We start from the raw sequence: 26,098 nt of genomic DNA, 5'->3' as shown, positions 1-26,098 counted from the left end.
GCGCGGGGTTGGGTAAAGCCATGTGAGCGATGCGAGCCAAGTGTGGGCGCTGCCCGGAGCCTCCCAGGCTCTATAGTTCGGTATGAGCGCCACGAAAATGCAATTGGACCAGCCAACAGGCCATACTGAAAAGCCTCGCAAATGCTATGCACTCCTGCCCTGCGCGGGTATCGGCTCGCGCGCGGGCACAGCCCAGCCCAAGCAGTACGAGCCTGTAGCCGGCCAGTCTATGGTGGAGCACACTTTGCAGGCTTTCGCCTCGGTTGAGCGCACGGTTTGCATCCTGGTGGTGGTGGCAAGGGGTGATTCGTTTTTTCAGTGCCCTGCGCCCCCCGTGGCAGTGGCTCATTGCGGTGGTCAGACCCGGGCAGAAAGCGTGTTCAACGGATTGGATTGGCTTCTTGCGCAAGGAGCAGATCCACAAGACTGGGTGTTGGTCCATGACGCTGCCCGCTGTCTCATTACACCAGCACAGATCAACGCGCTGATCGATGCCTGTATGCCAGACCCTGTAGGGGGTTTGTTAGCGCTGCCTTTGCCGGACACTTTGAAAGATGAGCGAGATGGTCGCGTGAACTCAACCATTGATCGCCGCCAGAAATGGCTGGCACAAACCCCTCAGATGTTCCCAATTGGCGCCCTCCGGCTCGCTCTGGCTTCCCATCTGGAAACAGGTTTTTCCGGCATCACCGATGAATCCAGCGCCATGGAGGCTTCGGGGCATCGTCCGCTTCTGGTACCTGGAAGTGCAAGCAATTTCAAAGTCACCTATCCGGAGGATTTTGCTTTGGCTGAAGCTGTGCTGGCTGCGCGCGCCAGCGCATAGTGGCAGTCCTCTCTCTTTCGCTTTCTGGAAAAAAGACAGATGAACGCTAGTTTCACCCCCCCTTTTCGTGTCGGCGAAGGCTGGGACGTACACGCCATGGTCCCTGGCCGTGCGCTCATACTTGGCGGTGTACTCATTCCCCACACGCACGGCCTGCTGGGCCACTCAGACGCAGATGCACTGTTACATGCCATCACCGACGCACTTCTTGGTGCGGCAGGCCTGGGGGACATTGGGCGGCATTTTCCCGACACCGACCCGGCTTTCAAGGGGGCGGATTCTGCAACTTTGCTGGCGGAGGCCGGCAAGCGGGTCAGACAGGCCGGATGGCAAATAGGCAACGTGGACAGCACTGTGATTGCACAAGCGCCGCGCCTGGCACCCTACATCGAATCCATGCGGCAGAAGATCGCGCAAGTGTTGCTTGTGTCGCCTTCGCAGATCAACGTCAAGGCCAAGACCGCCGAGCGGCTGGGGCCAGTGGGGCAGGGCGCTGCCATCGAAGCGCGTGCTGCTGTGCTTATTTACGCATAAGCTGCACCAGGTCACGGCAGGTGCTGACAGGCCCAGCAGGGCCTTCCTAGCGCTTTTTCTTGGGCGTCGGCCGTTGATCCACTGCTTTTTGCAAGCGTATGGTGGCGACCAGCCCTCCGGTTGAGCTGTTGCTCAGTACCAGGGTGCCTCCCATGTGACCAACCATCTTCGTCACGATGGCCAAACCCAAACCGGCGCCCGTCGCAGAAGTTCGGGCTGTATCCCCACGAAAGAAGGGGCGGGTCAACTGGGGCAGCAATTCGTTTCGTACGCCGGCACCATGGTCGCGTACACGCAATGTCACCCATTGCTCACGTGCTGCAGCCAATATATGCACACGCGTGACGCCTGTCTCAGGGCTCTGCCCGTACCTCCGCGCATTCTCAAGCAGGTTCGAAAGTACGCGCGACAACTCGATTTCATCAGCCATGACGCGAAGATCTGCCGGCACTTCTATCTTGACGTGCATGTCCTCGCGTGAGGTGAATGGCAGGGCGCTGACGCTCACCAGATCTGCCAGAGGTATTGCCTTGAGATTGACATGGTCAGGCCTCGCATAGTCAAGGAACTTGCCAATGATGGTGTCCACTTGCGCGATATCAGCGGCCATGTGCTCGCGTGCTTCAGGGTCCGGCACGCTCATTTCGGTTTCCAGTCGCAAACGTGCCAGGGGTGTTCGCAGGTCGTGAGAAATGCCTGCAAGCATCTCAGCTCGGTTCTGCTCGATCATGGACAGCTGATCAGCCATGCGGTTGAACCCGATGTTCACGGCCCGGACTTCGCTGGACAACACGCCTTCATCGAGCCGGCCGCGCTGGTAATCGCCGTCACGGACGCGCGCTGCGGCAATGGACAGCAGGCGAAGAGGCCTGTTGATCAGGCGGGCGAGCAACGCGGCGCCAATGAGTGAAAGAACGCCCAGCGTAGCTAGCCACAGCAGCCATGTACTTCCGCCCAGCAGTGCTCCGACGCGTGAACGATCCATCAACAGCCAGTAGGAGTCCCCTTCAATTCCGAAGCCCACCCATAGACCGGGCTCGTCGTTGACACGGCCGGCCACCACCGTATCAGGCCCCAGGCGTGCAATGAGCTCTCGGCTCATGCGTTGCTCCAGCTCGGTATTCGCGAAAAGGTCGAATTTGTCCCCAGGCTCGTGCGGCAATATGCGTACTTTTTCCTGCTCGGCCAGCGTTTTGATGAGCGAGACGCGAGCGATGGCGTCGGAATGGACGAGAGCCGCACGGGAGAGATTCACCAGCGAGGCGACCTGCCTGGCGTTGTCTATGACCCGAGGCTCGTATTCCAGGGTACGAAATAGTTGGTACCAGCCAACCGAGGTACCTAGCAGCAAGAGGCTGAGAAGGAAAAAAGTCCGCCAGAACAGGCTAAAGCCTCCCCTGACCATTCCTGATGATTGCCCTCCATCCAGAGGCGCATTCATCGAATCCAATGGCGAAGCCTCCGGCTCGTGCGAGACGCTGGATTCATAAAAATCGGAAGCCGCCGCCATTAAGTTCCTTCAGGAGAGGGGTTTAGCCTGCGCCATCGGGAACGAATACGTAGCCCACCCCCCAGACGGTTTGAATATAGCGCGGGCTGGCAGCGTCTTGTTCAATCAGTTTGCGAAGGCGAGAAATCTGCACGTCGAGGCTTCGGTCAAAAGGCTCAAACTCGCGTCCACGAGCCAATTGGGCCAGTTTCTCACGGGAAAGCGGCTGACGCGGGTGGCGCACCAAGGCTTTGAGCATGGCAAATTCGCCTGTGGTCAGAGAGATCTCTTCACCATTTTTGTGCAGCGTGCGGGCACCCAGATCGAACTGGAACGGGCCGAAGGCCACGCTTTCGTTCTCTGCGGAAGGCGCACCAGGAGCCTCTTGTGGGGGGCGGCGTCGCAATACGGCATGAACGCGCGCCAGCAACTCACGAGGGTTGAAGGGTTTGCCCAGGTAGTCGTCCGCTCCGACCTCAAGCCCCACAATGCGGTCGACATCTTCGCCCTTTGCGGTAAGCATGATGATCGGAGTCTTGTCTCCTGTCGCCCGGAGCCGACGGCATACGGACAATCCGTCCTCACCTGGCATCATCAGATCGAGAACAATCAGATCAATTGTGTCCCGCAACATAATGCGCGAGAGTGCCTTGGCATCTTCTGCCACGATCACTTCAAAGCCTTCCTGCGACAGATAACGTCGTAGCAAGTCACGGATTCGCGCGTCGTCATCAACCACGGCGATTTTGTCGGTTCGGTGTGCAACCTGGCTCATTGTTGTCCTCGGTCGTATTTGTAACAGGCCCATTGTTACAGTGAAATCGTCGGCATTTGGGGTTTTCCCTTGCAGCTTTTCACAGAGTTACAAATGTTGCCCAGGCTTCGGCAGATTAGAAGGACAAATACGATGCCCCTATGCGAAAGTTCTAGCGTTATGGCAAAAAAAGTCGTTAATGTTTTCTTGAGTGCTGCCGCATTGGCTCCTTTGGCACCTCCGACTATGGCTCAAACCGCCGGAGATACTGCTTTGAACGCGCAACATACCAATGAAGCGCCAGCCCAATTTCCGCCTAGCCACAGAAGCGCCTTGTGGACCGCAGTGCAGACTCTGCAAAGAGACGTCAGTGCGGAATCCGCATTGGCTGGCCGTCGCCTCACGCCTGCTGAGCGCTCAGAGCTAAGAGACCAGGTCCGGCGAGCGGCAGGAACGTCTGAGCCGGGCAGGGGGGCCGACGAAGTGCTGACCAAGCCTGAAGGTTTTGCTCCGCGGCGGTGAGCCTTTTAAGACGCTGAGACCTGCGGTGAGAGGGCTGCCCGAACAAGGGGCGGGATACCTGCCGAAACAACGGCCAGGGTAAACGCGGGAACGTTTCGTCGCGTTATGCTGTCTTTCCATTACTCTGCATCTTTCTTTTCTTCCTCAATTTTCATGTTCGTAGATGGCCATGCGTTCAGCCCTAGCCTGCCATCCCGACGCACATCAGTTTTTTAATGAACGGATCCTAGAAGTGAAAAACCTCCACGTTCGCACACTGCTGCTTGGCATTTCTCTCCTTGCTTGCACAGCCATTGCCCATTCACAAACCTCGGGAACTGTGATGAATCCATCGCAAAACGTTTTCCACCTGTCTGCTGCCGGACAGGTGGAAGTGGTTCAGGACACATTGATGCTCACGCTCACCTCCACCCGTGAGGGAGCCGAGGCTGCCGCGGTGCAGGCCGAGTTGCGTAAAGCGCTGGACAGCGCGCTTGCCGAAGTTAAAAAATCTGCACAGGCAGGAGAGATGGACGTTCGCACGGGTAGTTTCAGTGTCAATCCGCGCTATGGCAAAGAAGGCAAGATCAACGGTTGGCAGGGTCGAGTCGAGTTGATTCTGGAAGGCAGGGATTTTCCCCGCATTACCCAGGCTGCAGCCCGCGCCACGACCATGTCCATTGGCAACATTTCCTTTGGCCTTAGCCGAGAGCAACGTGCCAAAGTGCAGACTGAGGCTCAGGCCCAAGCCATCGAGCGATTCAAAGCGCGCGCGATTGAAATCACCAAAGCGTTTGGCTTTGCCAACTACAGCTTGAGGGAGGTTACCGTCGATGCCAGTGACTCCGGCTTTCCAGGTCCACGCCCCATGGCGATGGAAGCGCGGTCATTCTCCAAGTCCGCTGATGCGGCGCCTGTCGCCGTGGAGCCCGGCAAGAGCATCGTTCAGGTCAACGTGTCGGGGTCTGTGCAAGCACGCTGAGCGGGCAACTTCTCAAAAGCGTTCTGTCGTTTGGAGTGCCCAAGCCCACCCTTCCACATCTTGATGGAACCTCGGTTTTGTATTTTCTTCATCCGAGATAGGGCGGTGTGGGCTTGAGGTCGTGTGGCCACCGCACTGCCGCCCTCGAACGGTTCGAGAAACGTCAGCCAGGTAGCAAGACCTGACCCCATAACCTTGAAGCTGTACCCGGAAGAGGTGCAAACCTAGGGTTTTTCTGGGGTCCAGTCCGCTTTTCCAAGGCTTGGTATCCCGTACATTCATGCGCCTGCGCAATTGAATTACGATTCCAGCGTCCCCACGTGAATTGAAGTTTGGCTGAACCGCGCGGCTGACTCCAGGGTCATCCCGCGTCAACACCACTCGAATGAGTTCGGTGTGGCGGCGGTTCGATTCTTGCTAGACAGGATTCTTGACCAACTTCTTATTTGGCTAACGTCCAATTCGCGACGCCAGTTATTACCGCCTCACCATGACCGAGCCTACACTGCACTACGTCCAATGTTCAGATTCCTCTAGCGGACATCGGATGGCCTGGTGGCAATGGGGAGACCCCACAGCGCCGCGGCTGGTTGTATGCGTGCATGGACTTTCTCGCCAAGGACGGGATTTCGATGTGGTGGTGCAAGCACTTATTCACCGCGCAGAGGAAATGGGTCAGCCGGTGCGCGTGGTCTGTCCCGATGTGGTGGGAAGAGGCGAAAGCGATTGGCTGAAAGACCCTATGGGCTATCAGTTCACGACCTACGTGGGTGACATGCTCACCATGCTCGCGCAGCTTCATCAAAGCGCGCCGGTAGAAACTCTGGATTGGGTGGGAACGAGCATGGGTGGCATCATCGGCCTCTCGCTGGCCGGCCTTCCCAACCTGCCTTTGCCCGTGCCGATTCGCCGATTGATACTCAACGATGTGGGACCCACCATCGAATGGGCCGCCCTGGAACGAATTGGCGAGTACCTGGGCAAGAGCGCCAACTTCGCTTCTGTCGAACAAGCTGCCGCTGCCATGCGCGCCATCTCGACAAGCTTTGGCCCCCATACGGACGAGCAATGGCTTGACCTTTCGCGACCCATGCTCAAAGTGCTTCCCGAAGGAGGCTTTCGACTGCACTACGATCCAGCCATTGCAGTGCCCTTCAGGCACGTTACACGCGAGGCATCGGTTCAAGGCGAGGCCGCGCTGTGGCAGATTTATGATCGGATATCGGCTCAAACGCTGGTATTGCGTGGTGCGGATTCGGATTTGCTTTCAACGGCTACCGCGCAGGCCATGAGCCATAGAGGCCCCAAGGCGCGGGTGGTCGAGTTTGCGGGCGTAGGCCATGCGCCTACGCTTGTCGCCCGTGAGCAGGTGCTCGCGGTGCTGGATTTTCTGCTTCCCTCATCCGCTGACAGGCCTGAGTCGCCATGAAGCAGCTGCCTCCACTTTCGCCAGAGCCTGGCCAGCGCGTTGCCGCTGTGATCACGGCGACGACGAGCGCCATGCCTTCTCCTGATGGCGTGCGGGCTCGGGCCAGGGCTTTTGCCGAACCGCTCATTGGGGATGAAGTCGCTGGATCTGGGGAGAATCTGCTGGCGCACGCAGACGCTGTCGCCGGCATTCTTGCCGAGATCGGTGGCTCGGAAGCCATGCAGGCGGCCATCTACCTCAGCTACGCAAGTCCTCAGCTCAACCGCCCCGCAGAAGTCATTGGGAAGGCATTTGGTGAAAGCTTTGCGCGGCTCGCGGTGGAAACTGCCAATCTGGAGCGTGTGCAACAGCGTTCGCGCGCTGGCCGCCAGGAGCTTTCTGCAGATTCTGAACAGGCCGGCCAACAGACTGAAAACGTGCGCAAGATGTTGCTCGCTTTCAGTCGCGATTTGCGTGTGGTGCTGCTCCGGCTGGCCTCACGCCTTCAAACCCTGCGCCATTGCGCAGCGTGCCGGCAGCCGCCTTCGCCGAGTTTGCTGCGCGAATCGCACGAGATCTTTGCGCCTCTGGCCAATCGGCTGGGCATCTGGCAAATCAAATGGGAGATGGAAGACCTCATCTTCCGTGCGCAAGAGCCAGAGACCTACAAGCTTGTAGCTTCGCTCTTGGATGAGCGCCGCGTTGAGCGCGAGGCCGCGATGGCACAGCGCCGCAACGACATAGAAGCCGCTCTGCGTGCTCAGGGGATTGACGCCACCGTATCAGGGCGTCCCAAGCACATCTCCAGCATCGTCCGGAAGATGCGCGGCAAGGAGCTTGATTTCAATCAAGTGTTTGACGTTAGAGCTCTTCGGGTGCTGGTTCCTACCGTGGCGGATTGCTATGCAACGCTAGGCTGGGTGCATGAACATTACACGCCGCTCCCCGACGAATTCGACGATTACATTGCGCGGCCCAAGATCAACGGCTACCAATCCTTGCATACCGTGGTGCGTGATGCGGACGGCCTGGCCTGGGAAATCCAGATCCGAACGCCAGAGATGCATCAACATGCCGAGCATGGCGTTGCGGCCCATTGGGCCTACAAGGAAGCGGGCACCAAGGGGTACACCGGGGTGTCAGCGGCCAGCGACTATGACGCCAAGATTGCGGTGTTACGCCAGTTGTTGGCATGGGAGCGTGATCTGACGGGTGGCGAGCCACAGCAAGGCCTATTTGATGAACACATCTATGTACTGACGCCCGAGGCGGCCATCGTCGAGTTGCCTGCGGGCGGCACCCCCGTCGACTTCGCTTATACGCTGCACACGGAACTGGGTCACCGTTGCCGCGGAGCACGCGTAGACGGTGTGATGGTGCCGCTCAACACACCGCTGCAAAACGGCCAGACGGTGGAAATCAATTCTGCCAAGGAGGGCGGTCCGTCACGCGACTGGCTGAATGCCGATCTGCACTACCTTGCGAGTTCTCGCGCCAAGTCCAAGGTGCGCGCCTGGTTCAACGCTCAATACACGCGTGAAACCGTGGCTCGCGGGCGTGAAATGGTTGAAAAACTTTTGCAACGAGAAGGCCGTACGGCGCTGTCTCTGGAGCAATTGGCAACGGACCTGGGTTTCAAGACTGCAGATAATCTTTTTGAGACCGTGGGCAAGGACGAGTTCTCGCTGCGCAGCATCGAGACCGTGCTGCGCCCGCCTGAACCACAGCCAGATCCAGACGAGCAGGTTCTGTTGCGCAAGGTGCGTCCTGCCAGCTCCACGCGGGGCGGTGTGCTGGTGGTGGGGCTTGACTCCCTGCTCACACAACCCGCGCGTTGCTGCAAACCTGCGCCACCAGATGAGATTGCAGGCTTTGTGACGCGTGGCCGAGGCGTGAGCGTTCACCGACGAGACTGCGCCAATTTCCGCGAACTTGTGGCGCGGGACCCTGATCGGGTGATTGAAGTCGGCTGGAGCGATTCCAAGGCTCGCCAGAGCTTGGCCTATCCGGTGGACGTCGCTGTCGAAGCCACCGATCGTCAAGGCCTGCTCCGCGACATTTCTGATGTTTTCGCTCGCGAGAAAATGAATGTGATCGGCGTCAAAACGCAGTCGGTTAAAGGCTGGGCCTGGATGACGTTCACTGTGGAAGTGGCCGACACCGCGCGCCTGGCGCAGGTGTTGCGAACGGTGCACGATGTACCTGGTGTGAGAGTTGCCAAGAGACGTTAAAAAGCTGTGCTATACTCGATGGCTTCGAATCTTTCAGGCGCGTAGCTCAGCTGGTTAGAGCACCACCTTGACATGGTGGGGGTCGTTGGTTCGAGTCCAATCGCGCCTACCAACTAACCATTGGTATAAAAGCCTTCTAGGTCAATGACTTAGAAGGCTTTTTATTTGGCTGAAGCGTTCTGGCGCTTTCTTTGGCAGTGCGGGGAGTGCAGGGCTCGTTTAGACTTTCCAACATCAATGGGAGTCTGATCATGGCAACTGAAGGCAAGCTCAAAGGCCCGGCCTCTTACTTTCCGTCTATCGAAAAACAATACGGCAAACCTATCAACCATTGGCTTGAGCTTGTGGACAAGCAAGACGGCCTGAAGCACATGGAAATCGTCGCCTGGTTGAAGTCCGAGCATGGGCTAGGACACGGTCATGCCAACGCCATCGTGGCGCATGCGCTCGCTCAAAAAAACAAATGAGATTGAGCGCTGCACTTCAAGCAGACCCACCTCGATCAGCTCACGCAGTGAAAGGGCGGGTGTGTGCGGCTTGGGACTACAGTCGCTGGTGGCTTCGCTCAAGGCCAGGTTGCTGACCAAGGCGGTGTTGCGCGTGGATGATTCGGCGCGGAATCCGCTACCAGGGCAATGTGAAAGTCTTGCAGTTGGTAAACGACTTGATCGCCTCCTGAACACCTTCCTTGTAGCCGAGGCCTGAGTCCTTGATGCCGCCAAATGGAGTCAGCTCGATGCGGTAACCGGGCACTTCCCAGAGATTGACGGTGCCGACCTGCAGTTCCTTGGCAAAGCGTGTCGCGTCGTCCAGGCGGTTGGTACAGATGCCCGACGACAGACCGAATGCTGTGCCGTTGGACATACGGATCGCCTCATCGATGTCCTTGAACGTCATGATGGGCGACACGGGGCCAAAGGTTTCCTCGCGCACCAGGGTCATCTCCGGCCGCACGCGGTCCACAACGGTGGGGGAATACAGCGCACCCTCACGCGCATTGCCCACCAGCAGGCGCGCGCCCTGGGCGACGGCCTCGTTCACGACTTTCTCGAAATGGCGGGCTGCAGCCTCATCGATGACCGTACCCATCTCGTTGGTCTTGTCCATGGGGTCGCCATAGCGCCATGCCTTGGTTTTGGCCACCACGCGTTCGGTGAACTCGGCCGCCACTTTCTCATGCACCAGCATGCGCTTGACCGCTGTGCAGCGCTGGCCTGAGTTCTTGTACGACCCCTGCACCGCCAAGTCACTGGCCTTGTCCAGGTCGGCATCGTCCATCACGATCAGCGGATCGTTCCCACCCAGTTCCAGCACCATGCGCCGGTAGCCCGCTTTGGAGGCGATGTACTTGCCGATGGCAACCCCGCCGGTGAAGGTAATCAGGTCGACGTGCGGATGGATCAGCAGCTCGTCGGCGATCTCGCGGGGGTCGCCTGTCACCACCTGCAGCATTTCCACTGGCAGGCCTGCTTCATACAGCAAGTCGGCGAAATAGTAGGCCGACAGTGGCACCTTCTCCGATGGCTTGAGCACCATGCGGTTGTTGGTAGCCACGGACGGCACCACCTTGTGCGCCACCTGGTTCATAGGGTGGTTGAAGGGCGTGATGGCCGTGATCACGCCTAGCAGCGGATCACGCGTGGTGATCACCTTGCGCTTCTTGCCGTGCGGCGTCAGGTCGCAAGAGAACACCTGTCCGTCGTCGCGCAGGGCCTCGTTGGCGCCAAAATTCAGCACGTCGGCCACACGCCCGATCTCGTAGATGCTGTCTTTCTTGGACAGGCCGGACTCGGTGGTGATGATGTTCGACGCCTCGTCAGTGCGCTCGCGCAGCAGCGCCGCCGCGCGGTTGAGGATGGCAGAGCGCTCGTAGCGCGAGAGCGTAGGCACATAAGCCTTGGCGATGTCCATGGCCCGGCGCACATCCTCCACGCTGGCCATGCCTACCGTGCCCACGCGTTCGCCGCTGTAGGGGTTGATGACGTCTATTGTGCGTGCCGTGCGCACCTTGGCGCCGCCGATGCGCAAACCCTCCGCGCGGAAGTCCGCGATTTCCAAAATGGAACTCATGCTGCCTCCTTGAGCGCTTCGGTGGTTCCAATGAAGTTCTTGCCTCGTGCCCCGGTCAGCGCGTGGGCCACCATCTGCTGCGCCTGGTCCTCACTGACGCCGTAGTCGGCAAATCGCGTCTTGACGCCCAGTTTTTCGATGAAACGTGCCAGTCTGGCTGGCGCGCCTGCAAGCTCTCCAAGCGCTCGCGCCAGTACTGCATCGCGCTCCGGATTCTGGCCGATGGCCCGCTCCAGCACCATGGGCAGCGGAAAGCTGCAGGCGATGCCGTGCGGCAAGCCGTAGCGCAGCGTCATCTCGTAGGAGATCGAGTGCGCCAGGGCTGTGCGGGTGTTCGAAAAAGCCATGCCGGCTTTCAGCGCAGCCAGCGCCATACGGCCCCGAAGTGCTTTATCGTCCGGGCGCGCCATCAACTGGGGCAGCGCGTCAAGAATTTCATGCACCGCAGCCACCGCAAAGGTATCGGATACAGGGTTGGCATTCACATTCCAGATCGACTCCAGTGCGTGCGACAGCGCGTCCAGCCCGCTTTGCAGAGTGACTGGCGCGGGCAACGACAGCATGAGTTCGGGGTCGATCAGGGCGATGGTGGGCCAGGTCTCTGGCAAGTGCAGCGAGTATTTCTTCTGCGAGCCACGGTCCCACACCGTGGCCCAGGGCGTCACCTCGCTGCCGGTGCCGGCGGTGGTGGGCACGGCGATCAGCGTTTTGGTCTGGGGCGGCGTAAAGGCCTTGCCGGATGCCAGCAGCGTCACCAGCTCGCTAAAGCGCCCGCTGGGCGTAGCCACCATCAAGGCCTTGGCGGTATCGATGGCGCTGCCACCGCCCACGGCGATGATCACCTCGGCAGCGGCATTGCCGCCAGACCAGAACGTGTCATACAGTGCCTCCAGTTCCGCCACATCGGGGTTCGGCCTCACATCATCGATCACGCCGGCCAACTGATTACCCAGAAGGGCTTCGATGCGAGCGACCAGGCCGAGCTGGCGGGCTTCAGGAAAAGTGATTAGCAGCGCGCGGCGACCATCCAGGAGGCCAGGCAAGGACGACAGTGCCCCGGCCCCGTAGACGCTGCGTACGGGGTTGAAGTATTCAAGTAGCATGGGGAGACCTCTAGACTGAAGGAGCGGTGTGGTTGAGCGCGAGGTCGAACACGTCAAAATTGCGCAGGCGCCGGCCGGGTTCGACGTTTCTTAATGGGCGGTTGAACAGCAGTGGCACCTTTTGCTCCGAGATGCCGCCGTGCGAGCGCAGCGGCACCGTCAACCCGCTCAGATCGTGTCGGGCTGCGCTGGTGCCCAGCACCGTGAGATGGTCAGAAACCACTACCAGATCGCCGATGCGGTCGCCTGCCAGCTCGAAGCGCTGCACGGCCTCTTCGCGCGTCAGCACCACTTCCACGCCTGGTAGAGCGGTGAGCGCACTGCGCACCCCTTCCAGCGTGGCGCCGGCATTGACGTATATGGTCGCGAACGAGCCCAGCGCCCCGTGGTGCACCACGTATGGGTCGGTGATCGGCAGGATCACCCGCGTGCTGCCTGCGCCGAGTTGAGCGTCCAGCTCCTGCTGCAGGTAAACGACGCGCGGGTTACCGGCGGCGTCGGTCTTGGGACTCATCCCATGATCGGCGGTAAGCCCGATGACCGCTCCCAGCGCGTCGAGCTGGGAGAGGTAGCCGTCCATCATCGCGTAGAAGGCGTTGGCCTCCGGCGTGCCGGGGGCGCACTTGTGCTGCACGTAGTCCGTGGTCGACAGGTACAACAGGTCCGGCCTGCGGGTCTCCATCAGGCGCACCCCGGCCGCGAAGACGAACTCGCTGAGGTCCGCGCTGTAGACGGAGGGCACGGGCTTGCCCACCAATTCCAGGACGTTGTCAATGCCACACTCGCCCACCGTCGCCTTGTCCGCTTTCTCGGCCGAAAAGCAGATGCCCTTGAGACCGTGGCCGAGCATGGTGCGCAGCTTGTCCTTGGCCGTCACTGCGGCCACCAGCGCACCGGCATCGGCAAAAGCGGCCAGCAGCGTCGGGGCACGCAGGTACTCGGGGTCATTCATCATGACTTCGCGGTCTGCGGCCACGTCGTAGAAGTAGTTGCCGCAGATGCCATGCACGGACGGTGGCACACCGGTCACGATGGACACATTGTTCGGATTGGTGAAGCTGGGCACCACGCAGTCTCCGATCAGCGAGCTGCCCTGGGCCAGCATGCGTTCGAGATACGGTGCCACTCCTGCCTGAATGGCTTGCGTCACATAGTCGGGCTCGCAGCCATCTACACAGACCACCACCACCGGGTGCTTGGGTTTGGCGTATCGTCGGCCATTGGCCTGCACGGTATCGATTACAGCGGTATTCATCAACGAGCTCCTTTTTGAATCCAGGCACGCAGCCGGGTCGAGATGTAGTCAGCCACCATGACCATCGCGATGATCACGGCGATACAGGTGGCGGTGTCCTGGTACTGGAACAGTTTCATGCTGCCCACCAATTCGAAGCCGATGCCACCGGCGCCCACCATGCCCAGCACGGTGGCTTGGCGCAGGTTGGTCTCGAAGCGGTAGAGGACGACGGCGATCCATGCGGTGACCACCTGGGGGAGCACGGCGAATATGATGGTCTGTATGGGGCCGGCCCCTGTGGAGCGCAGCGCCTCGATGGGGCCCTGGTCGATTTCCTCGATGGACTCCGAGAAGAACTTGCCCAGCATGCCCGCACCATGTACCGCCAGTGCGAGCACGCCCGGGAACGGACCCAGTCCCACGGCGGCCACGAACACGAGCGCCAGAATGATCTCGTTGACACCCCGCGTGACATTGAACACCTGGCGGGTGAACTGATAGACCACGATGTTGGGGGTGAGGTTGCGTGCGGCGAAGAAGCACACGGGGATCGCGAGGATCACGGCGAGCAGTGTTCCCCACACGGCGATCTGGACGGTTTCGATCGCGGGAACGATCAGCTTGTCCAGAAACGCCCAGTTGGGTGGCAGCATCCGCCCCAGGAAGTCACCGATCCACGGAAGGCCCTTGGCCAGCTCGCCGAAGCTGACCTGCGCCCCCCTTGCCGCCCACCACAGAACGCCGATAAACGCCGCACCGATACCGATGCGCGGCCACCACCCCAGCCCACCGCTGGGCCGGGCCACCAGAAATGTGTAAGAACCGATGTTCATGCTCCTGCCTCCTCGAGTTCCAATGGGCGCAGTGCGGGCGCGGGGATGGCGGTTGCAGCAGTCGAACTGCGGCTGTGGCTGTCGCACTCGTCCAGGCCTGGGTAGATTTTTCGCAGCACCTCGTCCGTGAGCCCTTCCGGTCCGCCGTCATACACGATGCGCCCGCCCGATACACCCACGATGCGTTCGCCGAACTCGCGCGCATAGTCGATCTGATGCAGGTTGCAGACCACGGTGATACCCAATTCGCGGCTGGCCTGCTTGAGGTAGTTCAGCACCGTGCGCGAGGTCTTCGGGTCCAGGCTGGCGACGGGCTCGTCGGCCAGGATGACCTTGGGTTGCTGTGCCAGTGCGCGCGCAATGCCCACGCGCTGCTTTTGTCCGCCCGAGAGCGTGTCGGTGCGCAATTCGGCCTTGTCCTGCAGTTCTACGCGGCGCAGGCATTCCCGCGCGATGTCCACATCCTTGCGCGGGAAGAACTGCAGCCACGAAAGCAACGAAGGTAGCGACCCCATACGGCCCGTCAATACGTTCTTTTGTACCGAAAGGCGTGGCACCACGTTGTAGTGCTGGAAGATCATGGCCACTTGGCGGCGCAGCGCGCGCAGGCTCGCGCCGCTGGGCTGGGCCAGTTGCCCGTCGATGTGGACTTCGCCGCTCGTAGGCTCGGCCAGACGGTTGATGCAGCGCAGCAGCGTCGACTTGCCGGCACCCGAGGGGCCCAGCACAACCAGGAATTCTCCCCGGGCCACGTCGAGGTCGATGCCCTTGAGCGCATCGAAGTCGCCGTAGCGCTTGTTCAGGCCACGGATCTTGATCATTTCATGGCCTTCAGGTCGAGGTTCAGTATCTTCGCGGTCTCGCGAATGATGTCGTAGGCTTTGTCGTTCGTGGGATGAAAGCCGTTGAGCATTCCCTGGTCCGACCAGGGGATGTCCTTCACATCCAGGAAAGCGGCCTGCACGCGCTTCTTGAGTTCAGGGTCGAGATCCTTGCGCCACACCGTAGGCGACTCGGGAATAGGGTCCGATTTCCACACGACCACCAAGTCCTCGCGCTTGGCCAGGCCCTTGCCAATCGCAGCGTCGAGGATGCGGTCGGCGATCGTCACGGCTTCGATCTTCTTGTTTTGCACTGCCACGGCATTGGAGTCATGCGAACCAGAGAAGACTACCCGGCCAAAGTCCTTATCGGTGTTGAAGCCCAGCTTCATCAGGCCGGCCTTGGGGAACAGGTGTCCAGACGTGGAGGTTGGGTCCACGAAAGCAAAGGTCTTGCCCTTGAGGTCGGCCACCGTCTTGATCCCGCTGTCCTTGTGGGCCACGATGAGGGAGTGATAGAAGGCGCGGCCGGCTTTCTTGGTCTCAGCCACAGCGAATGCCTCGATGGGCGCTACGGTCGTGCCCATGACGTACGAGAAGGGTCCGAGGTAGGCCACGTCCAGCCGCTTGGAGCGCAGGGCCTCGATCACACCGTTGTAGTCAGCGGCCACGAAGGGCTTGACCGGCATGCCCAGCGATTTGGACAGCATGTCCATCATCGCTTGGCTGTTGGCAATCATGGCGCGCGAATCCTCAGAAGGAATGAGTCCTACTGTGAGGACCTTTGCGGCCCTGGCGGTGTTGAGGCCGACAAGCGGTGGGGTTAGCAGCAGGGATGTGCTGGCCAAGAGAGATCTGCGTGTAAGTTTCATCGTTGTCTCCTGTATGGGTTTGAACCTCTTTTTGCACGGCCTACCAAGCGCGGTGCATGGTGCAAATGTCGGAGGTACGGGACTATCTGGCAAATTCAAGTTTTTTCACCGTTCTATTCATTCAATCTATAGTTAGCCCGGGATAACACGGAGGTGACTGCCATGCGTTTGACGCAATTGAGGTCTTTTCATGCTGTGGCTACCGAAGGGAGCTTTACCCGCGCGGCCCAGCTTCTGCACGTGAGTCAGCCCACGGTGACCACGCAAGTTCAGCAACTCGAGGAGTTGTACAAGGTGGAGCTTTTTCACCGCACTGGACGGCGTATTCGTCCGACGGAAATCGGAGAGCGCTTGCTCCAGCTTTCGCGTCAGATGTTCGATCTGGAGCATGAAGCCGTACAAGTGCTTCGAGATGCCGGTGAGCTGCGATCGGGGCGCTTGCGCGTTGCGGCCGTAGGCCCGTCACATGTGACAAAGATGCTGGTCGCGTTTAACCAGAGATATCCGGAAATTCAGATTTCAGTAGGAACCGGCAACTCGGAGGATGTGCTGAGCCGGCTGCTGGACTATCGGGCGGATGTCGGTGTCCTGGCACAGGTGCTCAAAGACAAGCGCTTCGTGTCGGAGCCCTACAGCGAACACCCCATCGTGATTTTTTGCAATACAAACCATCGCTTCGCGCGCCGTCGCAGCATCCAGACCGCGGAGCTGGAAGGGGAGAAATTGATATTGCGCGAACAGGGGTCCACCACGCGCAAGGCGATCGAGTTGGCACTCAAGGCTGCGAATGTGCAGCCTACGGTAGTCATGGAGGTTGCCAGCCGAGAGATCATCCGGGAAGCCGTTCTTCAAGGCCTGGGACTTGCCGCGGTTTCGGAAGTGGAATATGTGCCCGGTTCAGGTTTGCATGCGGTGCGGATCAGCGACGCGCAAATTCGAACTTATGCCCACGTCGTCTGCTTGGCAGAGCGCAGAGACACGCGCCTGATACGGGCGTTTTTCGACATTATCGGGAGTGACGCCTAGTGATTTGGTGGGGCTGGTCATCCGGCCGTGACGGATTTGCAGAGACACCCGGATCTGCGCAGTCGCTACACATGTGCGCTCTATCCTACGCTCCTGAGACCACGATGACTACCTGAGATGCTTCCTGAGCTGATTAGCATGGATTCACGACAAACCCTAGGCACGAGTGGCCTTGGATTTCTTCCTTTTAATCAAGCCATACAGGAGCATCTTTATGACTATTCCTAACACCATCTCCAGCGTGATTTCTTCGGATCGCGTCCAGGGCACCAACGTCTACAACCCTGACGGTGAAAAGCTGGGTTCAATTGAAAATCTTCAGATTGACAAATTGTCAGGCAAGGTGAAGTACGCCGTAATGGAATTCGGTGGCTTTCTAGGCATGGGAACGGATGTCTATCCGCTACCCTGGGAAACGCTGAAATACGACCCCAATCTTGGAGGCTATGTGGTTGGGCTTACGAAAGACCAACTTGACGGCGCCCCACGGTATGGGCGTTCGGAAGCCCAGGACTACGATGAAGCGTATGGCCGACGCGTGAATGAATACTACGGCGTACCTTGGATCTAACGAACCAGTCGTTATAGGTCTGAGATAGATTCGTTAGCCCGCCTTGAGCGGGCTTTTTTTGTTGGGCTTGCGCGGTTGGTTCTGTTCAAATGCGAGGCCATTCAGATGCGGCCTCAAACTCCGTTGCTCCGCTTCTTCGGTGCCTTCGCATTCGCACCTGGGACGGTCATGCTCCAGCTTGCAATTGGTGTTAACTTTCAACGCCGCAGGCCCAACTGGCGCTTGGCGACCCAAGAAAATTGCCAATTCTCATGAAATCACCAAGTACCTCTTAACGCGATTGCGTGTGGAGTTTCATCGCGTCTTCATGTAGCGCCTCGTTCAATTGGTCCACCACCGTGGTCCAGAGAGCGTCAGCCTTGATTTGCTCGGCGAGAAATTGGCGCTGGGAATCGTTCCAAAAGGGCGCTTCAGCGAGCGCCACATCACTGTCTAATTGATGCGATTTGATGAAGTCCGCGATGGCTTGATCGCTCTCATCCAGACCAAGCTGAAGGAATAAGTTACTCATTCGGGGGGTAGCTGTATCCATCGGTACTCCTGAACTAAAAAATTGGGGTAATACACATCTTTATAGATTGAAAAAGTCTTCCGCAACGTCATCCAAAGCCTCGTTTGGTGTGCGTACAGCCTGGTGTTTTTTGAAAACTACGACGAAGTGCAACACGTTGTAAGAGTGTGCGCCATCCCCGCTATTGCTTACCAGCAGTTTCTGGAAGGCAAGTTCAGATGGATAGAATCACAGCGGATCAAACACGAGTTTGACTTGGTGGACGATAGCTCTTGATTTGCGTGGTTTCCATGCATTTAGCTATTCGGTCGAATTGGGTTCTTGTTCCAAAATCGGCTTTAGGGGGCGCTCCACAAAGGCTTGGAGCTCCAGGGGAAACTGAGCATAAGCAGTTTTTCTTGTACACCAAGCCAAATGTATTTCAGTCATGTCCGTATCGCGGGAAGCCTGCGGATATCGAAAGCCCTTCTATGAAGCATCCTGAACTGATTCCTGTCATTCTGTGCGGTGGTAGCGGCACGCGCCTTTGGCCTTTGTCGCGTGAGTCCTATCCCAAACAGTTTCTTGCGCTCCAGGGCTCAGGTCACTCAACCATGCTTCAGCAAACCGCTCTGCGATTGAAGGGCATGAGTTCCGCCGTTACGGTGTCCACTCGTCCTGTGGTGGTGTGCAATGTCGAGCACCGCTTTCTCACTGCGCAGCAACTGGCGGAGGCAGGTATAGAACGCCCTCGAATCGTGCTCGAACCCGCAGGCCGGAACACTGCGCCCGCGTTAACTTTGGCGGCACTTTCCTGCTGGTCCCCAGACGCGCCCGAAGATGACCCCGTGCTGATCGTCATGCCTGCGGACCATGTCATTGAAAATGAGGCCGCGTTCTGCCGTGCGGTGGAGAAAGCATGGGAATCCGCAGGCCGCGGCGCCATGGTCACCTTCGGCGTGGTGGCAGATAAGCCAGAGACGGGCTACGGATACATTCAGCAGGGTGAAGACAACTCAAATGGCGTTCATCGCATTCGCAGCTTCGCGGAAAAGCCGGATGCAGCCACCGCCCAGCGCTATCTGAAAGAGGGGGGATATCTCTGGAACAGTGGCTTGTTTGTTGTCAAGGCCAGCGTCTGGCTAGACGCCATGCAGCGCTTCCGGCCAGACATTCTCTTGGCATGTAGGGAGTCCATGTCCAACTCCACGGCGGATCTGGATTTCATCCGTCCGGAACCTACTGCGTTTACCGCCTGCGCTTCCGACTCCATCGACTATGCCGTCATGGAGCGCCTTCCGGCGGATCTCATGTGCGGAATCGCCGCTAACGTCGTCCCGCTCCAAGCGGGTTGGTCAGACGTCGGTGCATGGGATGCTCTTTGGCAGGTGCTCGACCGTGACGCTCAAGGCAATGCAACCCTAGGTGAGACACTCAGCATGGAATCACGCAACAGCTTGCTGGTCTCCAATGGCCGATTGGTCGTTGGCGTTGGACTGGAAGACATGGTAGTCGTTGAAACAGCAGACGCGGTTCTGGTTGCAGCAAAAACCCATACACAAGACGTGAAGCGGGTTGTGTCCGTACTGAAAAAACGCAGTCAGGGCTTGGCAGAATCACATCGCAAGGTGCACAGGCCTTGGGGGTGGTATGACTCCATCGACAGCGGTGAGCGGTTCCAAGTCAAGCGCATTGTGGTCAATCCTGGGGCGAGCTTGAGCCTTCAAATGCACCACCACCGCGCGGAGCACTGGATTGTCGTCAAGGGAACCGCTGAAGTGACCAACGGTGATGACGTGAAACTGCTCTCTGAAAACGAATCTACTTTTATCCCTATCGGCCACGTTCACCGCCTGGCCAATCCAGGGAAGGTGCCGCTCGAGATCATTGAAGTTCAGTCGGGATCGTACTTAGGTGAAGACGACATCGTACGGTTTGAAGACACCTATGGCCGAAGCTCAATAGCTGACGCTGCGAAGGGCTGATACTTTGCCTGGACTTCAAATGCTTAAAGCCCTGTGGGCTTATAGACGCTTTGTGTGGAGCAGCGTCCTGCGCGACTTCAATGCTCGCTATCGTGAGTCATTGCTCGGTGCTTTCTGGGCTGTGGCCAATCCGTTGGCCATGATCATCATTTACACCGTGGTGTTCGGCCAGTTGATGCGACCTACGTTGGCTAGTCATCAGAACGTGCCATTTGCCTTCAGCATATTCCTATGCGCGGGCGTTCTTACATGGGGTTTGTTTGCTGAAATGCTGAGCGGGTTGAACGGAGTGTTCCTGGCGCATGGCAACTTGATCAAGAAGGCCAATTTCCCCCGCATTTGCCTCCCAGCCATCGTCGTGGTGACGGCACTAATCAATTTCTCCATCGTCATGATTCTGTACTTGGCGTTTCTGGCGCTGATCGGGCACTGGCCCGGGTGGCCATTGTTGGCCGCGCTTCCATTGATAGCTTTGCAGCTCCTCTTTGCCCTAGGACTGGGGGTTTTCCTGGGTACCTTGAATGTGTTCTTCAGGGACGTGGGGCAACTGACGGGCATCGTGTTGCAGTTCTGGTTCTGGCTTACGCCCATCATTTATACGTCAGCCTCCCTCCCACCCATGGCACGGCGAATGCTTGAAGCCAACCCTTTGACATCATTGATGGGCGGCTATCAAACCATTTTCCTGGAGCGCGAATGGCCGGCATGGTCACCGCTGCTTCCGCTTGTGATACTGACCTTGGTCTTTTTGACTCTTGGTGCCAAATTCTTCCTGCAGCGCGTAGGCGAACTGGTGGATGAACTCTGATGAGCGCTCTCGTCGTTTCCAATATCAGCAAGGCGTACAGGCGCTATCCCAGCAAATGGGCGCGCGCACGCGAATGGCTCACCGGCAAAGTGCATCATGAGAAAACCTTTGTACTGCGCAGGGTAGATTTCACGGTATTGCCCGGGCAAGCTGTTGGCATCATAGGAGTGAACGGCGCTGGCAAGAGCACTCTATTGAAGATCATTACGGGTACGACCCAACCCACGGAGGGAAGTGTGTCTATCAAAGGCAGGGTCGCTGCATTGCTTGAGCTGGGGATGGGCTTCCATCCGGACTTCACTGGCAGGCAGAACGCGTTCATGGCTGGCCAACTGCTGGGCTTGCGTATAGAAGAGATTGAACAATGCATGCCGGCGATTGAGTCTTTTGCGGAAATCGGAGACTATATTGATCGCCCTGTTCGTACGTACTCCAGTGGCATGCAAATGCGTCTGGCATTCAGCGTGGCCACTGCGGTCCGCCCGGACGTGCTAATCGTTGACGAAGCGCTCTCAGTAGGCGACGCTTACTTTCAGCATAAGAGTTTCAACAAGATTCGCGACTTTCGCGAACAAGGCACATCCCTTCTCATCGTCTCTCACGACCGCAACGCCATTCAAACCTTATGTGACCGCGCTATCTTGCTGGACAGTGGTCTCGTCAGAAAAGACGGGAGCCCAGAAGAGGTGATGGACTTCTACAACGCCTTGATTGCTGAGAAGGAAAATGCAACTGTCGAGGTCAGGCGTTTGGAAAATGGCCGAACTCAAACTATCTCCGGTACGGGCGACGCGAGGGTTGAATCCATCGAACTACTCAATGAAAAACACGAATTGACTGAGTATGTGAACGTGGGGGAACCGGTACAACTGAAGGTAAGGCTGCGTCTGTACGCTGATCTGCCGGAACTCGTATTTGGCTACATGATCAGGGATCGCCTGGGTCAATCTGTGTTCGGCACAAACACCCACCACTTGGGGGTAGCGCTTAAAGGATTAGTGAAAGGCGAGCAGATCACGCTTTCATTCTCGTTTCCTGCGAGCATCGGTCCAGGCTCATATTCGGTTTCCACGGCGCTGCACGTTTCCGACACTCATCTCGCAGAGAACTATGAGTGGCGAGATTTGGCACTTATGTTCAACGTGACCAACATCGACAGGAAGCCCTTCGTGGGGAGCAGTTGGATTCCACCGAATGTGGACTGCCTAAGATGAGTATTCCCGGTTTCTATCGTGCGTTTGAGGAGCGTTTCTACGCCCCGCGTGATGTTATCAAGCGGTTGCGTCGACAGTACCTTCCATTTGTTGAGCCACTAGTAGCGCTGTACCCGCAAAGCGAGACATTTGATATCGGCTGCGGCCGGGGCGAATGGCTGGAGCTCATGGGCGAACTCGGATTCAATTCTTTCGGAGTGGATCTGGACGAAGGAATGCTGCAAGACTGCCGAGATTTCAACCTGCGTGCGCTGCAGGGTGATGCGGTGGCCTATCTCAAGACTCTTGCCGACGAAAGCCAGGCTGTCATTACCGCATTTCATGTTGTTGAGCACATTTCGTTTGAGCAGCTGCAAGCGGTCGTCATTGAATCGCATAGGGCGCTCAAACCTGGCGGCTTATTGATCATGGAGACGCCGAATCCCGAAAACATCGCCGTTGCGACACGTAACTTTTACCTCGATCCCACACATCAACGGGTCATCCCGCCATTGCTCCTGGGTTTTTTACCCGAGTTTCACGGTTTTGCGCGGGTTGGCACGCTTCGTTTGCAAGAGAGCCATGAACTCCGTGACAGTACAGATGTCGGTCTCATGGATGTCATTGCTGGCGTCAGTCCCGATTACGCCGTAGTGGCGCAGAAGGCCGCAGCCCCGGATGTGCTGGCTGCGTTTGACCCTCCTTTCAATGCGCGCTATGGCTTGGAGTTACCACAACTCGCCGGGCGCTACGACAGAAAAGTGGAAGGGGGCTTGGCAGTATTGAGTCAAAGACTTACCGAGGCCGAAGCGGCAGTTGGAAGAACTATTGAGGTGCTCAATCAACTCGCATCACAGCATGCGCAGTTAGAGCAACTGCGGGCTCAAGCGGAATCTGCGCAGGCCCAACGGGATGCCCTATTGCAGAGCAGGTCTTGGCGCATCACCTCCCCACTAAGGTGGGGCGCTTCAATGCTGTATTCCTTCAGCCTTCCGGTACGAAAGACAGCCAACTTCGTTCTTCGACATGCCCTCAATCGCAGTCAGGGGCCGCTCTCAAAGCTGATGGGAGTTGTTCTACGTAGTCCATTCAGCCACCGAATTAACGCTTGGTTGTTGCGATTCCCACATTTGCACAAGCACTTATCCGGTATCGCACAACGCAATGGTATCGCGCCGCATCCAAGCTATTTAAGGACCGCCAGCCGATTGCTATCAAAGCCGATCGATCCTTCTTTGGCCGCGCTCACCCCTCGAGCTCGTCGCATTCACGCAATGCTCAACAACGCTACTAAAAATACCGAAAGACGCCAGTAATGCGCATTGTTATTGATATGCAGGGTGCGCAATCCGCAGGGTCCCGCAACCGAGGGATAGGCCGCTATTCGTTGTCCCTGGCGAAGGCGATGGCGCGCTATAGAGGCGAGCATGAAATCATCTTGGCATTGAATGGCGCGTTTGGCGACAGCATCGCAGCAATTCGCAGCGAATTTCAAAGCCTGCTACCTTCCGATTGCTTCACAGTTTGGCATCCCGCGGGCCCATCTGGTCACGCCGATTCGGCGAACGACTGGAGCCGTATTACCTCGGAAATCCTTCGCGAAACTTTTATTGCCCGCCTGAAGCCAGACATGGTGCTTATAACCAGTCTTTTTGAAGGGTACGGAGATGATACGGTCACGAGCGTCCGAACCGCACAGGAGGTACCTACTGCCGTTATCTTGTATGACCTGATTCCATTCATTCACCATGAGCGCTATCTTGAAAATCCGCTTGCCAAGCGCTGGTATGAAAATAAATTGGAGCATTTACGGCGGGCCGACCTGCAATTGGCTATATCAGAATCATCACGGAAAGAAAGCATTGAATACTTGGGCACGCAAGCAGCTGTGGTGATCAATGTCTCCACAGCCGCTGATTCCCATTTCTATCCAATGGTAATTCAGCCGGAATTGGAAATGAACCTGCGGGCACGATATGGTTTAAATCAGCCATTTGTGTTGTATACCGGAGGAATAGATTATCGAAAGAATACTGAAGGTTTGATCCGGGCTTATGCCGCTCTGCCAGCTTCGTTAAGGCGGAACCACCAACTGGTCATCGCATGCTCGATTCAGTTAGCTGACCAGGAGCGCTTGCAAGCATTGGCGAAAGCGCACGGACTGATGCCGGCAGAACTCATCTTGACGGACTTTGTGCCCGAAGAGGATCTCGTATCCCTTTACAACCTATGCAAGGCATTTGTCTTCCCTTCATGGCATGAGGGCTTCGGCTTGCCCGCTCTCGAAGCCATGGCGTGTGGCCGAGCAGTAATTGGCTCCAACTGCACCAGCATTCCGGAGGTCATTGGATGCTCTGATGCGCTCTTTGATCCTCATGATGACCAATCGATCACGACCAAACTCGAGAGAGTATTGCTTGATGAGCCATTTCGGATTAAGTTGCAAGCGCATAGCTTGCGGCAAGCTGCCGAATTTAGTTGGGAAAAAAGCGCTAAGTTAACTCTCTCAGCTATAGAAACCTATCACTTAGAGAAAAATTACTCGGAAAAAGCTCGCGAAGTACCGGGCACTCGTCCGCTTTTGGCATATGTGTCACCTTTGCCACCAGAGCGTAGCGGAATTGCGGAATATAGCGCGGAATTGTTACCGGAGCTAGCTAAATATTACGAGATAGAAATTATTCTTTCTCAAAAAGAACTGGGGCCTTCTTGGATAAGAGAAAAATTCCAGCGACGCACTGTAAAGTGGTTTCGTGAAAATTATTCCTGCTATGACCGGGTGATATATCATTTCGGAAATTCCAGCTTTCACACGCACATGTTTGAACTGCTACAGCAGGTGCCTGGAACTGTGGTGTTGCATGATTTCTTTCTGTCAGGCGTTCTGGCACACGAAGAATGGACTGGAGTTAAACCAGGTTCTTGGATTGAAGCACTGTACGCAAGCCATGGGTATGCAGCCGTGCAGGAACGTTTATCTGCATCAACACCTGAAGAGGTTATTTGGAAATATCCCTGTAATCACGCTGTTTTACAGGATGCGCAAGGAATAATCATTCATTCTGAAACATCCCGTGCGCTGGCGCGATCTTGGTACGGCGCTGAGGCTGGCAGCGATTGGGAATGCATTCCCCTTCTGCGTCAACCAGTGTCGAGTGATAAGGCTAGATCTGATCGCGCGCGGGCAGACCTAGGTTTACGCCAGGATCAGTTTGTCGTCTGCAGCTTCGGTTTACTTAACGCAGCCAAACTTAATCACAGGCTTCTTACAGCGTGGCTTAATTCAGAATTGGCCGCTGATAAAAACTGTATATTGGTATTCGTAGGAGAGAACGCGAAAGGAAAGTATGCTGATAGTATTGTCCGGGCTATCGAAGATAGTCAATGCGCAGGGAGGATAAGAATAACTGGATGGACGGACATAGAATGCTTTAAGAGTTACTTGCTTGCCGCTGATGTTGGTGTGCAATTGCGCACCCTTTCTCGTGGGGAAACGTCCGCAGCAGTACTTGATTGCATGAATTATGGGGTCGCTACTATTGTCAATGCTCACGGGAGTATGGCGGACCTTCCACCCGATGGCGTATGGATGATGCCTGACGAATTTTCAGATCAACAGCTTACGGAAGCACTCACGACTCTTTATCAAGATAAAAATCGCCGCTTAAATCTGGGAGTCCGAGCGCATAATATTATCCGGACAAAGCATGACCCCGAAGCATGTGCAGCCCGTTATGCAGAGGCGATTGAGAAATTTCAAGATACCTCGCGGACTTCTGTGCCCGCATTGGTCTCCTATATTGCCCAGATGCAGATGTCAGCTCCTGGAGAAGAGCGGTTGTACCAGGCGGCGCAAGCTATTGATCGAACCCTCTCCCCACCCCTAAAAAGGCCACAAATTCTGTTGGATATTTCCGCACTGGCTGGCTTTGAGCGGGAAGGTGATTTAAATAATTTTACTATTGAAGCGGTTATAAATTGCTTATCGATGCAGTCGATGAATTACAGAATTGAGCCAATTTATTTTTGCAGAAATGCTGACTTTAACTATCGTTATGCAAGAAAATTTATAATGAAGAAAATTGCGTTTACGGAGAATATTCTTCAAGACGACTCGATAAGTTTTGGATGCAACGATATATATATTGGCTTTGAAGAGTTGAAGACAATAAACAAAGTAGACGGCAGTTTAGAAGAGATGAGAGCCTCTGGAGTCAAGATTATTTGTTTGAATGAAGAGCTAAATTTAAGAGTGATTGAAAATATTATTGAATCTGAAAAGAATTAAAATGTTTGTATTGGCACGCGTAGAAGATTAAAGCTGTAATGACTTTTTTCTATCTTATCTGGATATGTACGGGGTG

23 protein-coding genes and 1 tRNA gene are annotated in these 26,098 nt (G+C 56.9%); 15 read left to right on the top strand and 9 right to left on the bottom strand.

All coding sequences use genetic code 11. The features are described from left to right. The first annotated feature begins 82 nt into the window (after window positions 1–82). Both ispD and ispF read left to right on the top strand, forming a co-directional pair. On the top strand, window positions 83–826 hold the full coding sequence (gene ispD / locus ABIE13_RS17735; protein ID WP_354445852.1) for a 2-C-methyl-D-erythritol 4-phosphate cytidylyltransferase: 744 nt from the start codon (window positions 83–85) through the stop codon (window positions 824–826). Between the two features lie 39 nt (window positions 827–865). Then, window positions 866–1,360 (top strand): 2-C-methyl-D-erythritol 2,4-cyclodiphosphate synthase, encoded by a 495-nt coding sequence (gene ispF / locus ABIE13_RS17730; RefSeq protein ID WP_354445850.1) that lies wholly within the window; start codon window positions 866–868, stop codon window positions 1,358–1,360. 46 nt (window positions 1,361–1,406) lie between these two features. Here the strand turns inward: ispF and ABIE13_RS17725 are convergent, their stop codons facing one another. Both ABIE13_RS17725 and ompR read right to left on the bottom strand, forming a co-directional pair. After that, on the bottom strand, window positions 1,407–2,801 hold the full coding sequence (locus ABIE13_RS17725) for a sensor histidine kinase (protein ID WP_354446413.1): 1,395 nt from the start codon (window positions 2,799–2,801) through the stop codon (window positions 1,407–1,409). A gap of 91 nt (window positions 2,802–2,892) precedes the next feature. Further along, window positions 2,893–3,624, bottom strand: a complete 732-nt coding sequence (gene ompR, locus ABIE13_RS17720; protein ID WP_354445848.1) for an osmolarity response regulator transcription factor OmpR — start codon at window positions 3,622–3,624, stop codon at window positions 2,893–2,895. Window positions 3,625–3,876: 252 nt separating this feature from the next. On the opposite strand from ompR, the gene ABIE13_RS17715 reads away from it, so the two are divergent. From ABIE13_RS17715 to ABIE13_RS17690, 6 genes are all read left to right on the top strand, one after another. Then, complete coding sequence (locus tag ABIE13_RS17715; protein WP_354445846.1) at window positions 3,877–4,125, top strand: hypothetical protein; 249 nt, start codon at window positions 3,877–3,879, stop codon at window positions 4,123–4,125. A gap of 322 nt (window positions 4,126–4,447) precedes the next feature. Further along, window positions 4,448–5,086, top strand: coding sequence for an SIMPL domain-containing protein (locus ABIE13_RS17710; RefSeq protein ID WP_354445844.1), 639 nt, complete (start codon window positions 4,448–4,450; stop codon window positions 5,084–5,086). 490 nt (window positions 5,087–5,576) lie between these two features. Next, a complete protein-coding gene (locus ABIE13_RS17705; protein WP_354445842.1) occupies window positions 5,577–6,515 on the top strand; it encodes an alpha/beta fold hydrolase in 939 nt (312 codons plus the stop codon). Continuing rightward, the gene (locus ABIE13_RS17700; RefSeq protein WP_354445840.1) at window positions 6,512–8,725 is read left to right on the top strand and encodes a RelA/SpoT family protein; all 2,214 of its coding nucleotides are present in this window, start codon (window positions 6,512–6,514) and stop codon (window positions 8,723–8,725) included. The genes ABIE13_RS17705 and ABIE13_RS17700 overlap by 4 nt, the downstream gene beginning before the upstream one ends. 35 nt (window positions 8,726–8,760) lie before the next feature. Further along, window positions 8,761–8,837 (top strand) — tRNA-Val (locus ABIE13_RS17695). Window positions 8,838–8,976: 139 nt separating this feature from the next. Continuing rightward, the gene (locus ABIE13_RS17690) at window positions 8,977–9,192 is read left to right on the top strand and encodes a DUF4287 domain-containing protein (protein ID WP_354445838.1); all 216 of its coding nucleotides are present in this window, start codon (window positions 8,977–8,979) and stop codon (window positions 9,190–9,192) included. Between the two features lie 157 nt (window positions 9,193–9,349). Here the strand turns inward: ABIE13_RS17690 and phnY are convergent, their stop codons facing one another. The 6 genes from phnY to phnD are packed head-to-tail and all read right to left on the bottom strand — an operon-like array spanning window position 9,350 to window position 15,661. Continuing rightward, complete coding sequence (gene phnY, locus ABIE13_RS17685) at window positions 9,350–10,795, bottom strand: phosphonoacetaldehyde dehydrogenase (protein ID WP_354445836.1); 1,446 nt, start codon at window positions 10,793–10,795, stop codon at window positions 9,350–9,352. Beyond that, window positions 10,792–11,898, bottom strand: a complete 1,107-nt coding sequence (gene psrA, locus ABIE13_RS17680; RefSeq protein WP_354445834.1) for an iron-containing alcohol dehydrogenase PsrA — start codon at window positions 11,896–11,898, stop codon at window positions 10,792–10,794. Before psrA ends, phnY begins: the two co-directional genes overlap by 4 nt. Window positions 11,899–11,908: 10 nt before the next feature. Continuing rightward, window positions 11,909–13,153 (bottom strand): phosphonoacetate hydrolase, encoded by a 1,245-nt coding sequence (gene phnA, locus ABIE13_RS17675; protein ID WP_354445832.1) that lies wholly within the window; start codon window positions 13,151–13,153, stop codon window positions 11,909–11,911. Then, window positions 13,153–13,968 carry a phosphonate ABC transporter, permease protein PhnE gene (gene phnE / locus ABIE13_RS17670; protein ID WP_354445830.1) on the bottom strand — a complete coding sequence of 272 codons (816 nt, stop codon included), beginning with the start codon at window positions 13,966–13,968 and terminating at the stop codon, window positions 13,153–13,155. Before phnE ends, phnA begins: the two co-directional genes overlap by 1 nt. After that, complete coding sequence (gene phnC / locus ABIE13_RS17665; RefSeq protein ID WP_354445828.1) at window positions 13,965–14,789, bottom strand: phosphonate ABC transporter ATP-binding protein; 825 nt, start codon at window positions 14,787–14,789, stop codon at window positions 13,965–13,967. The genes phnE and phnC overlap by 4 nt, the downstream gene beginning before the upstream one ends. Further along, window positions 14,786–15,661, bottom strand: coding sequence for a phosphonate ABC transporter substrate-binding protein (gene phnD / locus ABIE13_RS17660; RefSeq protein WP_354445826.1), 876 nt, complete (start codon window positions 15,659–15,661; stop codon window positions 14,786–14,788). Before phnD ends, phnC begins: the two co-directional genes overlap by 4 nt. A gap of 162 nt (window positions 15,662–15,823) precedes the next feature. Between phnD and ABIE13_RS17655 the strand changes: the two genes are divergently transcribed. Together ABIE13_RS17655 and ABIE13_RS17650 are read left to right on the top strand one after the other, a co-directional pair. Next, the gene (locus ABIE13_RS17655) at window positions 15,824–16,687 is read left to right on the top strand and encodes a LysR substrate-binding domain-containing protein (RefSeq protein WP_354445824.1); all 864 of its coding nucleotides are present in this window, start codon (window positions 15,824–15,826) and stop codon (window positions 16,685–16,687) included. 214 nt (window positions 16,688–16,901) lie between these two features. Beyond that, complete coding sequence (locus ABIE13_RS17650; protein WP_354445822.1) at window positions 16,902–17,258, top strand: PRC-barrel domain-containing protein; 357 nt, start codon at window positions 16,902–16,904, stop codon at window positions 17,256–17,258. A 271-nt stretch (window positions 17,259–17,529) separates the two neighbouring features. Here the strand turns inward: ABIE13_RS17650 and ABIE13_RS17645 are convergent, their stop codons facing one another. Then, window positions 17,530–17,790, bottom strand: coding sequence for a DUF2789 domain-containing protein (locus ABIE13_RS17645; RefSeq protein WP_354445820.1), 261 nt, complete (start codon window positions 17,788–17,790; stop codon window positions 17,530–17,532). 449 nt (window positions 17,791–18,239) lie between these two features. On the opposite strand from ABIE13_RS17645, the gene ABIE13_RS17640 reads away from it, so the two are divergent. From ABIE13_RS17640 to ABIE13_RS17620, 5 genes are read left to right on the top strand one after another with little or no spacing between them, the layout of a single operon-like run. Beyond that, window positions 18,240–19,733: a mannose-1-phosphate guanylyltransferase/mannose-6-phosphate isomerase gene (locus ABIE13_RS17640; RefSeq protein WP_354445818.1), complete on the top strand. Its 1,494-nt coding sequence runs from the start codon at window positions 18,240–18,242 to the stop codon at window positions 19,731–19,733. A gap of 19 nt (window positions 19,734–19,752) precedes the next feature. Further along, window positions 19,753–20,541 (top strand): ABC transporter permease, encoded by a 789-nt coding sequence (locus ABIE13_RS17635; protein WP_354445816.1) that lies wholly within the window; start codon window positions 19,753–19,755, stop codon window positions 20,539–20,541. Beyond that, complete coding sequence (locus ABIE13_RS17630; RefSeq protein ID WP_354445814.1) at window positions 20,541–21,755, top strand: ABC transporter ATP-binding protein; 1,215 nt, start codon at window positions 20,541–20,543, stop codon at window positions 21,753–21,755. The genes ABIE13_RS17635 and ABIE13_RS17630 overlap by 1 nt, the downstream gene beginning before the upstream one ends. Next, window positions 21,752–23,050, top strand: a complete 1,299-nt coding sequence (locus ABIE13_RS17625; RefSeq protein ID WP_354445812.1) for a class I SAM-dependent methyltransferase — start codon at window positions 21,752–21,754, stop codon at window positions 23,048–23,050. Before ABIE13_RS17630 ends, ABIE13_RS17625 begins: the two co-directional genes overlap by 4 nt. Beyond that, window positions 23,050–26,022 carry a glycosyltransferase gene (locus ABIE13_RS17620; protein ID WP_354445810.1) on the top strand — a complete coding sequence of 991 codons (2,973 nt, stop codon included), beginning with the start codon at window positions 23,050–23,052 and terminating at the stop codon, window positions 26,020–26,022. Before ABIE13_RS17625 ends, ABIE13_RS17620 begins: the two co-directional genes overlap by 1 nt. Window positions 26,023–26,098: the final 76 nt, after the last annotated feature.

Source organism: Ottowia thiooxydans (assembly GCF_040548795.1).
Classification (GTDB): Bacteria; Pseudomonadota; Gammaproteobacteria; order Burkholderiales; family Burkholderiaceae_C; genus Ottowia; species Ottowia thiooxydans_A.
This window is presented reverse-complemented; position numbering and strand designations above follow the sequence as displayed.

What these genes read in the sequence shown, in the direction of transcription:
- phnY (WP_354445836.1), bottom strand. Translation starts at nt 10,795, where the DNA reads ATGAGTTCCATTTTGGAAATCGCGGACTTCCGCGCGGAGGGTTTGCGC.
- ABIE13_RS17650 (WP_354445822.1), top strand. Translation starts at nt 16,902, where the DNA reads ATGACTATTCCTAACACCATCTCCAGCGTGATTTCTTCGGATCGCGTC.
- ompR (WP_354445848.1), bottom strand. Translation starts at nt 3,624, where the DNA reads ATGAGCCAGGTTGCACACCGAACCGACAAAATCGCCGTGGTTGATGAC.
- ABIE13_RS17725 (WP_354446413.1), bottom strand. Translation starts at nt 2,801, where the DNA reads ATGAATGCGCCTCTGGATGGAGGGCAATCATCAGGAATGGTCAGGGGA.
- ABIE13_RS17645 (WP_354445820.1), bottom strand. Translation starts at nt 17,790, where the DNA reads ATGGATACAGCTACCCCCCGAATGAGTAACTTATTCCTTCAGCTTGGT.
- phnC (WP_354445828.1), bottom strand. Translation starts at nt 14,789, where the DNA reads ATGATCAAGATCCGTGGCCTGAACAAGCGCTACGGCGACTTCGATGCG.
- phnD (WP_354445826.1), bottom strand. Translation starts at nt 15,661, where the DNA reads ATGAAACTTACACGCAGATCTCTCTTGGCCAGCACATCCCTGCTGCTA.
- phnE (WP_354445830.1), bottom strand. Translation starts at nt 13,968, where the DNA reads ATGAACATCGGTTCTTACACATTTCTGGTGGCCCGGCCCAGCGGTGGG.
- ABIE13_RS17635 (WP_354445816.1), top strand. Translation starts at nt 19,753, where the DNA reads ATGCTTAAAGCCCTGTGGGCTTATAGACGCTTTGTGTGGAGCAGCGTC.
- ABIE13_RS17705 (WP_354445842.1), top strand. Translation starts at nt 5,577, where the DNA reads ATGACCGAGCCTACACTGCACTACGTCCAATGTTCAGATTCCTCTAGC.
- ABIE13_RS17625 (WP_354445812.1), top strand. Translation starts at nt 21,752, where the DNA reads ATGAGTATTCCCGGTTTCTATCGTGCGTTTGAGGAGCGTTTCTACGCC.
- ABIE13_RS17710 (WP_354445844.1), top strand. Translation starts at nt 4,448, where the DNA reads ATGAATCCATCGCAAAACGTTTTCCACCTGTCTGCTGCCGGACAGGTG.
- ABIE13_RS17690 (WP_354445838.1), top strand. Translation starts at nt 8,977, where the DNA reads ATGGCAACTGAAGGCAAGCTCAAAGGCCCGGCCTCTTACTTTCCGTCT.
- ABIE13_RS17655 (WP_354445824.1), top strand. Translation starts at nt 15,824, where the DNA reads ATGCGTTTGACGCAATTGAGGTCTTTTCATGCTGTGGCTACCGAAGGG.
- phnA (WP_354445832.1), bottom strand. Translation starts at nt 13,153, where the DNA reads ATGAATACCGCTGTAATCGATACCGTGCAGGCCAATGGCCGACGATAC.
- psrA (WP_354445834.1), bottom strand. Translation starts at nt 11,898, where the DNA reads ATGCTACTTGAATACTTCAACCCCGTACGCAGCGTCTACGGGGCCGGG.
- ABIE13_RS17630 (WP_354445814.1), top strand. Translation starts at nt 20,541, where the DNA reads ATGAGCGCTCTCGTCGTTTCCAATATCAGCAAGGCGTACAGGCGCTAT.
- ABIE13_RS17620 (WP_354445810.1), top strand. Translation starts at nt 23,050, where the DNA reads ATGCGCATTGTTATTGATATGCAGGGTGCGCAATCCGCAGGGTCCCGC.
- ispF (WP_354445850.1), top strand. Translation starts at nt 866, where the DNA reads ATGAACGCTAGTTTCACCCCCCCTTTTCGTGTCGGCGAAGGCTGGGAC.
- ispD (WP_354445852.1), top strand. Translation starts at nt 83, where the DNA reads ATGAGCGCCACGAAAATGCAATTGGACCAGCCAACAGGCCATACTGAA.
- ABIE13_RS17700 (WP_354445840.1), top strand. Translation starts at nt 6,512, where the DNA reads ATGAAGCAGCTGCCTCCACTTTCGCCAGAGCCTGGCCAGCGCGTTGCC.
- ABIE13_RS17640 (WP_354445818.1), top strand. Translation starts at nt 18,240, where the DNA reads ATGAAGCATCCTGAACTGATTCCTGTCATTCTGTGCGGTGGTAGCGGC.